Genomic DNA, 11529 nt, shown 5'->3' with positions numbered 1-11529 from the left:
TGAACCCAACTAACAAAAAGGAATCCGTCAACACCAGCCACAAAAGGGCCGATGGACGGGGTTGTGCATCATGCACTGGCTTTTAACACACTGTTGAGTTCTCAAGAAACGCACGCATACATCCCCGTCAAGATCTTTACCGACCCTGCCGCGGAGGCTTACACACTTCGTTTCCTCAAGATTACCCGATATGGACGATCCTTGTCAAACCGCCCGATTCGGGATCTTTAGGACGTGCCCCACTTGGAGGCAACCCTCTTAACTTACTCCAACATCCGGCCGCTGTCCAATCGCGTGGCTGGACCGCCCAGAAATCGAGGTGTGATCAGGAAGGATGTCGGGGTTGACTGCCCCGCTTGGAAAACTGTAGCAGCCCCGACGGGGTCGAAGGTCCCGTTCTCAGGTAACGAATAGGCTTTCCCGTCGGGGCTGTGTCTCAAACCCCGAGCCGGGCGAGCTGTGCCTCGAGCCGCGCGATGTCGGCGGACGCCTGCTCGGCGCGGCCCCGCACCTTGGCCACCACGTCATCCGGCGCCTTGGCCATGAACTGCTCGTTGCCCAGCTTGGCCGCCGCCTGCGCGCCTTCCTTGCGCGCGGCTGCGAGGTCCTTCTCCAGCCGCTTACGCTCGGCCACAACGTCGATGGCGCCCGCCGTGTCGATCTCCACGCTCACCTTGCCCACGGTGAACCGCGCCGTGGCGTTGAACGACTCCGCCGGCTCGGTCAGGCGCAGCAGCGCGCGGATGGCCGTCTCCTGTCCGGCCAGCGGCGTGCCGGCCAGCCCGAGGCGGGCGGCCACCTTCTGGCCGGGCTTGAGCCCTTGGTCTGAGCGGAACCTGCGCACCTCCGTCACCAGCTCCTGCAGCGCACCGATCTCGGCCTCGGCCGCGGCGTCGGCGTAGCGGGGGTCGGCCTTCGGCCACGGCGCCACGACCACGGACTCGCCGCGGGTAACGGCCCGCCACAACTCCTCGGTCACGAACGGCGTCAGCGGGTGCAGCAGCCGTAGCAGCGCGTCGAGCACGTGGCCGAGCACGAGCCGGGTGTGCTCCAGGCCCTCACCGAGCTGGATCTTGGCCAGTTCGAGATACCAGTCGCAGACCTCGTCCCAGGCGAAGTGGTAGAGCAGGTCGGAGGCCTTGGCGAACTCGAACTCCTCGAAGGCCGCGTCAACGGCCGTGATGACCGTCTGCAGGCGCGAGAGGATCCACCGGTCCGCCGGGGTCAACCGCGCGTCGTCGAGGGAGCCCACGGCGGCGCCGTTCATCAGGGCGAAGCGGGTGGCGTTCCAGATCTTGTTGCAGAAGTTGCGGGAACCGGCCGCCCACTCCTCGCTCACCGCGACGTCGGCGCCGGGATTGGCGCCGCGCAGCAGCGTGAACCGGGTGGCGTCGGCGCCGAAGCGCTCGATCCAGTCGAGCGGGTCGGCCACGTTGCCGAACGACTTGGACATCTTCTTGCCGTATTGGTCGCGGACCATGCCGTGCAGCGCGACGACACGGAATGGCGGCTCGCCGTCCATGGCGTACAGGCCGAACATCATCATGCGCGCGACCCAGAAGAACAGGATGTCGTAGCCCGTGACCAGCACGGAGGTCGGGTAGAAGCGCTGGAGCTCTGGGGTCGAGTCGGGCCAGCCGAGGGTCGAGAACGGCCAGAGCCCTGAGGAGAACCAGGTGTCGAGGACGTCGGGGTCCTGCGTGTAGCCGGCGGGCGGCTCCTCGTCGGGGCCCACGCAGACGACCTCGCCGCCCGGGCCGTACCACACCGGGATGCGGTGGCCCCACCACAGCTGGCGGGAGATGCACCAGTCGTGCATGTCGTCGACCCAGTCGAAGTAGCGCTTGGCCAGCTCGGGCGGGTGGATGCGGGTGCGCCCGTCGCGGACGGCGTCGCCGGCGGCCTTGGCCAGCGGCGAGACGTTGACGAACCACTGCAGCGACAGCCGGGGCTCGACCACGGTCTTGCAGCGCGAGCAGTGGCCGACCGAGTGCAGGTAGGGCCGCTTCTCGGCGACGATGCGGCCTTCGGCGCGCAGGGCCGCGACCACTGCGGGCCTGGCCTCGAAACGGTCGAGCCCCTGGAAGGGCCCGTGCGCGGTGATCACTCCGCGCTCGTCCATGACGGTCAGCGACGGCAGCGAATGACGCCGCCCGATCTCGAAGTCGTTGGGGTCGTGGGCGGGGGTCACCTTGACCGCTCCGGTGCCGAACTCGGGGTCGACGTGCTCGTCGGCGACCACCGGGATCATGCGGCCGGTGAGCGGCACCTCCACGAGCGTGCCGATCAGGTGCGCGTAACGCTCGTCGGAGGGGTGAACGGCGACGGCCGTGTCACCGAGCATGGTCTCGGCGCGCGTGGTGGCGACCACGATCTCGTCGGAGTAGCGGATCGAGACGAGCTCGCCTTCGTCCTCGCTGTGCTCCACCTCGATGTCGGACAGCGCGGTCAGGCAGCGCGGGCACCAGTTGATGATGCGTTCGGCGCGGTAGATGAGCCCATCGTCGAACAACTTCTTGAACATGGTCTGCACGGCCCGCGAGAGGCCGGGGTCCATCGTGAACCGCTCGCGCGACCAGTCGACGCTGTCACCGAGCTTGCGCATCTGGCCGAGGATGCGGCCCCCGGACTCCTCCTTCCACGCCCAGACCCGCTCGACGAACGCATCGCGGCCCAGATCGTGGCGTGACAGGCCTTCCTTCGCCAGCTCGCGCTCCACGACGTTCTGGGTGGCGATGCCGGCGTGGTCCATGCCCGGCAGCCACAGGGTCTCGTGGGCCTTCATCCGCGCCCGGCGCGTCAGCGCGTCCTGGATGGAGTGGTCGAGCGCGTGCCCGATGTGCAGGACGCCCGTCACGTTGGGCGGCGGAACGACGATGCTGTACGGCTCGCGCGTGCTGCCCGGATCGGCGTGGAAATAGCCCTCGGACACCCAGCGGTCGTAGCTCCGGGTCTCGACGTCGGCCGGGGTGTATTGGGTGGGCAGCTCTGGCGTTGTCACAGTGACCAATTCTAGGGAGGCGGGAAAGCAGAACGCCCCATGGTTCGCGACCACGGGGCGTCCGGCGTGAACGAATGCGGCTCAGGCCGACTTTTCGCGCGGTGTGCGCTGCTGCTTGGCGGCGAGTTGGTCGCGCGGGACGAGCGTCGGGATCGCGTGCTCGATCACGGACTCGCGGGTGATGACCACGCGGGCGACGTCTTGCCTGGAGGGCACTTCGTACATGACGGACTGGAGCACCTCCTCCAGGATGGCGCGCAGCCCGCGAGCGCCGGTGCCGCGCAGGATGGCCTGGTCGGCGATCGCTTCCAGGGCGCCGTCGGTGAACTCCAGCTCGACGCCGTCGAGCTCGAGCAACTTGCGGTATTGCTTGACCAGCGCGTTGCGGGGCTCGGTGAGGATCTGGATGAGCGCCTCGCGGTCGAGGTTGTGCACCGAGGTGATGACGGGCAGGCGGCCGACGAACTCGGGGATCATGCCGAACTTCAGCAGGTCCTCCGGCATCACGTCGCCGAAGACGTCGGCGGTGTCGACCTCTTCCTTCGACCGGATGATGGCGTTGAAGCCGATGCCCTTCTTGCCGATGCGCGATTCGATGATCTTTTCCAGGCCCGCGAAGGCGCCGCCGCAGATGAACAGCACGTTGGTCGTGTCGATCTGGATGAACTCCTGGTGGGGGTGCTTACGGCCGCCCTGCGGAGGCACCGAGGCCGTGGTGCCCTCCAGAATCTTCAGCAGCGCCTGCTGCACGCCCTCGCCGGAGACGTCGCGCGTGATCGACGGGTTCTCGCTCTTGCGAGCGATCTTGTCGACCTCGTCGATGTAGATGATGCCGGTCTCGGCCTTCTTCACGTCGTAGTCGGCGGCCTGAATGAGCTTGAGGAGGATGTTCTCGACATCCTCGCCGACGTAGCCGGCCTCGGTGAGCGCGGTGGCGTCGGCGATGGCGAAAGGCACATTGAGCATCTTCGCCAGGGTCTGCGCCAGGAGCGTCTTGCCGGAACCGGTCGGCCCGAGCAACAAGATGTTGCTCTTGGCCAGCTCAAGGCCGTCATCCCTGCCCCGGTCGCCGGACTGCACCCGCTTGTAGTGGTTGTAGACCGCCACCGAGAGCGCCTTCTTCGCCTTGTCCTGACCGATGACGTAGGCGTCGAGGAACTCGTAGATCTCCCTCGGCTTGGGCAGGTTGTCCCACTTGAGCTCGGAGGACTCGGAGAGCTCCTCCTCGATGATCTCGTTGCAGAGATCGATGCACTCATCGCAGATGTAGACGCCTGGACCGGCAATGAGCTTCTTGACTTGCTTCTGGCTCTTTCCACAGAACGAGCACTTCAGCAGGTCTCCCCCGTCGCCGATGCGTGCCACCCCAGATACTCCTTTGCGTGGGACCGCCCTGCTCACGCGAGCAGTGTCTCCGGACATCCTCCGGACTAGGCCGAACCGCTCAGGTTTCGACGTTACCGTCTTCTGGGCCCTCAGTGAGCCCCCTAGCGGCGAGTCGCACCGGAACGTGCCCTATTGGGCAGCGCTCCGGCGCGTCACGTCTCGTCTAGGAAGCCACGGCCTGAGCTCGCTTCTTCCTGGACGGGATGATGTCATCGATCAGACCATACGCCTTCGCCTCGTCCGCGTTGAGAATTTTGTCGCGTTCGATGTCCTTGCGGACTTCGGCGGAGGATTTGCCCGAGTGCCTCGCCACGATCTCCTCGAGGAGGGTGCGCATGCGAAGGATCTCGCGGGCCTGGATCTCGATGTCGCTGCCCTGACCGCCGCCCTCGGTGGACGGCTGGTGGATCAGCACCCTGGCGTTGGGCAGCGCGAACCGCTTGCCGGGGGTGCCGCCGGCCAGCAGCACGGCCGCGGCGGACGCGGCCTGACCGAGGCAGACGGTCTGGATCTCCGGCCGGACGAACTGCATCGTGTCGTAGATCGCCGTCATGGCCGTGAACGAGCCGCCGGGCGAGTTGATGTAGATGCTGATGTCACGGTCGGGGTCGAGCGACTCCAGCGTCAGCAGCTGGGCCATCACGTCGTTGGCCGACGCGTCGTCGATCTGCACTCCGAGGAAGATGATGCGGTCCTCGAAGAGCTTGTTGTACGGGTTCATCTCCTTCACGCCGTAGGACGTGCGCTCGACGAAGGAGGGGAGAACGTAACGGCTTTCGATGTTCATGTCAGCTCCCCCTAGGAGACCGGGCCCTGCGTGGGCACCTGTCGTGCACTGCGCACCACGTGGTCGATGAAGCCGTAGTCCTTGGCCTCTTCGGCCGTGAACCAGCGGTCACGGTCGGAGTCGGCCTCGATCTGCTCGAGCGGCTGCCCGGTGTGGTGGGCGATCCGCTCGGCCAGCGTCTTCTTCACGTAGAGCATCTGCTCGGCCTGGATGGCGATGTCGGCGGCGGTGCCGCCGATGCCGCCGGACGGCTGGTGCATCATGACACGGGCGTGCGGCAGGCCGTAACGCTTGCCACGGGCGCCGGCGGACAGCAGGAACTGCCCCATCGAGGCGGCCATGCCCATGACGACCGTGGATACGTCGTTAGGCACGTATTCCATCATGTCGTAGATCGCCATGCCCGCACTCACCGAGCCACCGGGCGAGTTGATGTAGAGCGTGATATCGCGGTCGGGATCGTCGGCCGCGAGCAGCAGCAGCTCTGCGCAGATGCGGTTGGCGATCTCGTCGTTGACTTCCTGCCCGAGAACGATGATGCGCTCGCGAAGCAGGCGCTGGTAAAGCTGGTCCTCAAGCCGGAAGGCGGAGCCGTTCTCACGGCCTCGAGACTCAGGCTGATAGAAGGTCGGCGGGCTGGTCACAGCGTCACCTTCCGATGCGTCGTAATCGATGGGCTTTGCTTGTGACCCTAACGCGCCCGGCCTACAGGTCATGCCCGGTCCCCCGTACTGTTCGCTGACGGCGCAGGTTCGAGCGAATGGTTGCCTGTTACGCTTCTTCGGCTTGTGCCGGTCTTCGTCCCGCGTGACCCCGGAACGCGTACGGCGGCCTCCCCGAGACGGCCTGAGAGGGCGGGTGCCGCGCGATGGGCCCCGGGGCGCCGCCCGCAGACGCCCGCGATCCCCCTCGCTCCGCACAAGCCATCTGAGCGCTTCGCCCAGTGCCGGATGCGTCAGGTCATGACAGAGCCCCCGGACCGATGGGTCCAGGGGCTCCGGTCGGCTCAGGCGTCAGGCGTCGGCCTTCTCGCCGTCGGCCCTGTCGTCCTCGGCGGCCTCTTCCTCATTGGCCTCGCTGCCGTTGATCTCGCTGTAGATGCCCTTGAGGTCGACCTCGTTGCCCTCGGTGTCGACCACCTTGGCGGCGTCGCCGATCACCGACTTGGCCTTGTCACGGACGATCTCGACCATGGCCAGCGTGAGCTGGTCGTTGTCGGCGAGGTGCTTGGCCAGCTCGTTGGGCTGCACGCCCATCTCCATGGCCCGGCGGACCACGAAGTTGGTCAGCTCCTGCTCGGAGACGCCCAGCTCCTCGGCCTTGACGACCTTGTCGAGCACGAAGCCGACCTTGAGCGCTTTGGCGGCGCTGCTCTCGAACTCGGCGAAGCGCTCCTCCTCCGTCGTCTGGTAGAGGCGGAAGAAGGCCTCACGGCTGAGGCCACTCTCGGCCACCTGGTGGTCGAGGTTGTGCTTGCGGGCGTCGACCTCGGCCTTGAGCGCGCTGTCGGGGAGCGGGATGTCGATCTTGTCGAGCAGGGCGTCGAGCGCCTTGTCGCGGGCCTGCACGACCTGGTCGATCAGCTTGTTGCGGCGGGCCTGCTCGCGGATGCTGGCCTTGAGCTCCTCCAGCGTGTCGAACTCGCTGGCGAGCTGGGCGAACTCGTCGTCGAGCTCGGGCAGGACCTTCTCCTTGACCGACTTGACGTTGATGATCACATCGGCTTCCTCGCCGGCGTTGTCGCCGCCGACCAGCTCTGTCTTGAAGCTCTTCTCCTCGCCCGCGGACATGCCCTCGAGCGCGGAGTCGAGGCCCTGCAGCACGGAACCGGCGCCCACTTCGTAGGACACCTCGCTGGCCTGCTGCTCCTCGATGTTCTTGCCGTCGATCTCGGCGCGCAGGTCCATGACGACGAAGTCGCCGTTGGCGGCGGGCCGCTCGACGCCGGTCAGTGTCGCGAAACGCTGACGCAGCGCGTCGAGCTGGTCGTTGACGTCGTCGTCGGAGACCTCGGCGGGGTCGACCGTGACCTCGACGCCCTCGTAGTCGGGGACCTCGAAGTTGGGCCGGATGTCGACCTCGGCGGTGAATTCGATCTGCTCACCGTCGTCGATCTTCGTGACCTCGATGTCCGGCTGGCTGACAGGGAACACGTCAACCTCGTCGACGGCCTGGCCGTAAAGCTTGGGCACCGCGTCGTTGAGGGTCTCCTCCAGCACTACCGCCCGGCCGAAGCGCTGCTCGATGATGCGGGCCGGAACCTTGCCAGGCCGGAACCCGGGGACGCGCACCTGCTGCGCGACCTTCTTGTATGCCGCATCCATGCTCGGGCGCAGCTCGTCGAACGGCACCTCGACGGTGAGCTTGACCCGGGTCGGGCTGAGCTCCTCGACAGCGGTCTTCACGGAATGGTCTCCTTGATCATGCTACGAGTGATCGCGGGCGCGTCTCATCGGTTTCGGCTCACGCGCCGCGCCCACATGAGCGGTGTCGGGCATGCTCCGCCACGGCGGGATCCAACGCCGACTGCCAGTCTAGGGCAGATGCACACCCGACAACGACGTCACGACTCTCAGAACTCGTCCGCGATGGTCCGCAACAGCTCGATCGTCTCGTCCGGGGTGGTGCTGACGGCGCACAGCCGCTCCATCACCTCGGTGTACCTGTCCACGTCCTCACGCTTGTCGAGGTAGAGGGCGCTGGCGAGTTGTTCGACGTACACGACGTCCGGCAGGTCGTTGTCGGGGAAGCGCAGGATGCTGAATGCCCCGCCCTCCGCGCTGTGCCCGCCGAAGCTGAACGGCATGATCTGAATCGTGATGCTGGGCTGGCGCATCAGCTCGATGAGATGCTCGATCTGTGCTTTCATCACCTCGGCGCCGCCGATGGGCCGGCGTAACGCGGCCTCGTCGATCACCGCCCAAAAGATGGGCCCGTCGGGCTTGTCCAGGATCCGCTGGCGCTCCAGCCGGAGGTCCACCCGCCTGGCGATCTCCTCGGCTCCGATGCCCGCCGCCCCGGCGGTCACCACGGCCCGGGTGTACTCCTTCGTCTGCAACAGTCCCGGCACGAACTGGACCTCGTAGGTTCTGATCCTGGCGGCGGCCTCCTCAAGGCCGACGTACGCCTGGAACCACGTGGGCAGGACGTCGTTGAACCGGTGCCACCAGCCCGGCTCGTTGGCGGTGGCGACCAGGTCGAGCACGGCGTCACGGGCCTGTGGGTCCTCGACGCCGTACAACGTGAGCAGGTCCGCCACGTCGCGTTCCTTGAACCCCACCCGGCCGAGCTCCATGCGGCTGATCTTGGATTCGGAGCCCCGGATGAGGTGGCCCGCCTCCTCGCGGGTGACGTTCTTCGCTTCCCTGAGCTTGCGCAGTTGGGAGCCCAGGAGGATGCGCAGCGCCGTCGGCCCGGAACCCGGCTGGTTCTGCGTCACTTGCTTCCTCCTATCAAGGTCCGCACACACAGTGACACCACATCGCCAGGTATGACAAGGTCCCAACCCCGTGTCCGATTCAGCGGCCGGCACGCTGATGCCGCTCGCTCCTGCACAATGCAACTGCACGTGCATCTGGGTCTTGCAGCGACCCGGCCGCGTGACCCATGATGGGTTGGTGCATATTGGGCCAAACATGCACTAACGAAGGTTGAACGGGGAGGTATCGGCAGCATGGTGGAGGATCCGCTGGCCACTGCCGATTGCCTGCAGATCACCCGCGAGGTCGGTTTCGACCACCTTCTCATGGGCGAGAAGCCGTACACGACCTCGTGCCCGCTGCCCTTCCAGGCCGACTCGGTCAAGACCGCCAGGGACGTGACACGCTCGACCTTGTGCGGCTGGGGCCTGCACGACCTGAGCGACGACGCCGCGCTGGTGGTGTCGGAGCTGGTGACCAACGCCGTCAGGTACGCGATGTACGCGCGCGGGCGGCGCGGGATCGAGCTGCTGCTGATGCGGGTCGCGCCCCACGTGCTGCTGGCGGTGGCCGACCCGAGCGACGAGGTGCCGCGGCCCAAGAACCCCGACTTCATCTCGGAGAACGGGCGCGGCCTCTACATCGTCGAGACGTACAGCCAGCGCTGGGGCTGGGACCCGCTGGCGAGCGGCGGCAAGGCCGTCTGGGCGCTCTTCCACGCCGACGCCCCCTGACAGACCCCTCATTTCCGGTACGGCCCCCTGTACCTGTCGTCGGGGACGGTGTTCGGCCGACGGCAGGTACAGGGGGCCTACTCGCCCGTCGCGCCGTCGATGCGCTCGCGCAGCAGGTCGGCGTGGCCGTTGTGGCGGGCGTACTCCTCGATCATGTGGACGAGGATCCAGCGGTGCGAGCAGTCGGAGCCTCTGTGCTCGCCGACGGCGTCCAGCGGGGTCGCGGCCGAGATCGCGCGGGCCCGCTCGACCTCGGCCCGCCACGTGGCGAACGCCTCCTCGACGGAGGCCTTGCCGGCACCGTTGAAGTCGGCGTCGTTGTCGCGGTCCTTGTCCCAGAGCTTGGGGATGTCCTCGCCGTTCAGCACCCGGCGGAACCAGGAACGTTCGACGTGCGCCATGTGCCTGAGCAGGCCCAGCAGCGACAGCGTGGAGGGCGGCGCGGAACACAGGCGCAGCTGCTCGTCCGTGAGGCCCGCGCACTTGACCGCCAGGGTGCCGCGGTGCCATTCGAGCCAGTTGTTCAGGACGGTCCGTTCGTCGCCTGTCCGGGGCGGGGGAGTGCGGGTGTCAGTCACGGAACCCGACTTTATCCGGCGGCCCGCGCGCGGCTCCGCTCTGCCTGGAGGAGGAGGGACGCCGTCGCGCGTACGCTCTCGTCCTTGACGCCGGCCACGAAGTCGTCCGGCGTGTCGCCGCACACCTGGCGCAGCCCTGGGATCTCGTCCAGGAGGGACTGGATGAGCGCTCTCTGCGGCGTCAGCCGGCGGGGGCGGCCTTCGTCCAGGACGCAGCCGTGCTTACCCGCGTAGACGAAGGGTGGCGGGAGGTGCGGGCCCGGCTCCAGCCTGACCGGGTGCGTGAGCGTCCGCCTCGTGTAGTTGGGCTCGGTGAGGTCGAGGGCGGCGAGCTGGCGCTCGTCCAGCCAGAGCACGAACAGCCTGGACGTCTCGCCCGGCGTGTCGATCGGCGCGGCCGGCACGTAACCCCACCTGCTCACGTGGGCCGAGACTCCGGGGGCGATGCCCGGCACGTCGGCGAGCGTCATGGGGACGACGGGGCGTACGCCGTGGCCGAGGAACTTTCTGCGCAGCTGACTCGGCGCGGCGTTGGAACCCACGGCGACGACGCGGTGGCGAGCCGTCAGCGGCAGGCAGCCCCGGTGTGCCAGCAGTGCGCTGAGCGGCTCGCCCGCGACGCCCCACTCCCCCGGGTCGTCGCCCTGAGGCTGGAGCGGCATGTACGCGTCGTCGGCGAGGACCCCGGAGGCCGCCGGGATCCGGCCTGGATAGGTGAGCGGGCGGGAGATCGGATCGTCGTCGAACAGTTCGAGCATGTCCTTGCCCGTGACGGGAGCGGGACCACACAGTTTATTTACCGCCGGGTGACGGCCGCCCACAGCCGGGTCGTGCTCTCCCATCGTCCCCACGCGATCACGGCGCAGAGCACGAGCGTGGCCAGCGGCATCACCACGCCTCCGCCCGACACGAACGACTCGGTCAGCGTCGCGCCCACCATCAGCCCGGCGAGCGCCAGGCCCGCAGGACCGGCCAGCCGCGGCACGAACAGCGCCGCCGCCCCCGCCACCTCCAGTACGGCCACCAGGTTGCGGAACCAATCCCCGAACCCGATGGCCTCGAACGTGGACTTCGCCGGTTCCACGTTCGAGAACTTGCCCATGGCCGACATGAGGAAGAAACCGGCCACGACTACCTGGAGAATCCACAGGAGAACGGTCAGGGCGCGCCCGCGGGCGGGCGTACGGTCGGCGGCCTTGCCCTGTGCGGTGGTCACGGCGCGCTCTCCCCTTGTCGATCTGCTCATGGCTCCGACGCTAGGGCCCCGGGCGGGCCTGGGGGAATCGGCCTGGCTACCCGGCAGGGGTGCACGTAGATGCACCCCTGCACGCGCCGTTCGACCAAGTGGCAGCGCATGTCACCCGCGTCCTACGCTGCCCTTCCGGCTGCGCCACGTGGAAATGGACCCACCTCTTCCTGCGCCTTACAGTGCGAAACCCCCGAACCCGTAGGTTCGAGGGTTTCCGATGTCCTGAGACATCACACCGGTCGGGGCGACAGTGTGCTGGTTCAGGACATAGGAAACCCATGTCGCAGGACATAGGAAACTTCAACAGGGTGTGTCTCAGGACATAAGCAACTGCCGCGATCAACAGCGTGGGCGGTGTGTCCAAGGCCAGAGTTG

Annotated in this window: 10 protein-coding genes; 1 reads left to right on the top strand and 9 read right to left on the bottom strand. The window is 67.2% G+C overall.

Annotated features, from left to right (window positions below):
* Positions 1–436: 436 nt before the first annotated feature.
* From GUY59_RS43435 to GUY59_RS43410, 6 genes are all read right to left on the bottom strand, one after another.
* Positions 437–3010 carry a valine--tRNA ligase gene (locus GUY59_RS43435; RefSeq protein WP_138207933.1) on the bottom strand — a complete coding sequence of 858 codons (2574 nt, stop codon included), beginning with the start codon at positions 3008–3010 and terminating at the stop codon, positions 437–439.
* 72 nt (positions 3011–3082) lie between these two features.
* A complete protein-coding gene (clpX, locus tag GUY59_RS43430) occupies positions 3083–4366 on the bottom strand; it encodes an ATP-dependent Clp protease ATP-binding subunit ClpX (RefSeq protein WP_132332987.1) in 1284 nt (427 codons plus the stop codon).
* Positions 4367–4550: 184 nt separating this feature from the next.
* Entirely contained in the window at positions 4551–5174 is a 624-nt protein-coding gene (locus GUY59_RS43425) for an ATP-dependent Clp protease proteolytic subunit (protein ID WP_138207935.1), read from the bottom strand.
* Between the two features lie 11 nt (positions 5175–5185).
* A complete protein-coding gene (locus GUY59_RS43420; RefSeq protein ID WP_132332989.1) occupies positions 5186–5818 on the bottom strand; it encodes a ClpP family protease in 633 nt (210 codons plus the stop codon).
* A gap of 369 nt (positions 5819–6187) precedes the next feature.
* On the bottom strand, positions 6188–7579 hold the full coding sequence (tig, locus tag GUY59_RS43415; protein WP_138207937.1) for a trigger factor: 1392 nt from the start codon (positions 7577–7579) through the stop codon (positions 6188–6190).
* A gap of 167 nt (positions 7580–7746) precedes the next feature.
* Positions 7747–8613, bottom strand: coding sequence for a helix-turn-helix domain-containing protein (locus GUY59_RS43410; RefSeq protein WP_138207939.1), 867 nt, complete (start codon positions 8611–8613; stop codon positions 7747–7749).
* Between the two features lie 234 nt (positions 8614–8847).
* Here GUY59_RS43410 and GUY59_RS43405 point away from each other — a divergent pair, with 234 nt between their 5' ends.
* On the top strand, positions 8848–9327 hold the full coding sequence (locus GUY59_RS43405; protein ID WP_132332992.1) for an ATP-binding protein: 480 nt from the start codon (positions 8848–8850) through the stop codon (positions 9325–9327).
* Between the two features lie 77 nt (positions 9328–9404).
* Here GUY59_RS43405 and GUY59_RS43400 read toward each other — a convergent pair whose 3' ends face one another.
* Genes GUY59_RS43400 through GUY59_RS43390 form a run of 3 tightly spaced genes read right to left on the bottom strand, consistent with a single transcriptional unit; the run spans position 9405 to position 11151 of the window.
* Positions 9405–9905 (bottom strand): DinB family protein, encoded by a 501-nt coding sequence (locus GUY59_RS43400; RefSeq protein WP_138207941.1) that lies wholly within the window; start codon positions 9903–9905, stop codon positions 9405–9407.
* A gap of 11 nt (positions 9906–9916) precedes the next feature.
* Positions 9917–10663, bottom strand: a complete 747-nt coding sequence (locus GUY59_RS43395) for a hypothetical protein (RefSeq protein WP_138207943.1) — start codon at positions 10661–10663, stop codon at positions 9917–9919.
* Between the two features lie 38 nt (positions 10664–10701).
* Positions 10702–11151: a DoxX family protein gene (locus GUY59_RS43390; protein WP_138207945.1), complete on the bottom strand. Its 450-nt coding sequence runs from the start codon at positions 11149–11151 to the stop codon at positions 10702–10704.
* Positions 11152–11529 lie beyond the last annotated feature (378 nt).

It is taken from the genome of Nonomuraea sp. K271 (assembly GCF_009908215.1).
Taxonomy (GTDB): domain Bacteria; phylum Actinomycetota; class Actinomycetes; order Streptosporangiales; family Streptosporangiaceae; genus Nonomuraea; species Nonomuraea longispora.
This window is presented reverse-complemented; position numbering and strand designations above follow the sequence as displayed.

What these genes read in the sequence shown, in the direction of transcription:
- GUY59_RS43425 (WP_138207935.1), bottom strand. Translation starts at nt 5,174, where the DNA reads ATGAACATCGAAAGCCGTTACGTTCTCCCCTCCTTCGTCGAGCGCACG.
- GUY59_RS43405 (WP_132332992.1), top strand. Translation starts at nt 8,848, where the DNA reads ATGGTGGAGGATCCGCTGGCCACTGCCGATTGCCTGCAGATCACCCGC.
- GUY59_RS43395 (WP_138207943.1), bottom strand. Translation starts at nt 10,663, where the DNA reads ATGCTCGAACTGTTCGACGACGATCCGATCTCCCGCCCGCTCACCTAT.
- GUY59_RS43390 (WP_138207945.1), bottom strand. Translation starts at nt 11,151, where the DNA reads ATGAGCAGATCGACAAGGGGAGAGCGCGCCGTGACCACCGCACAGGGC.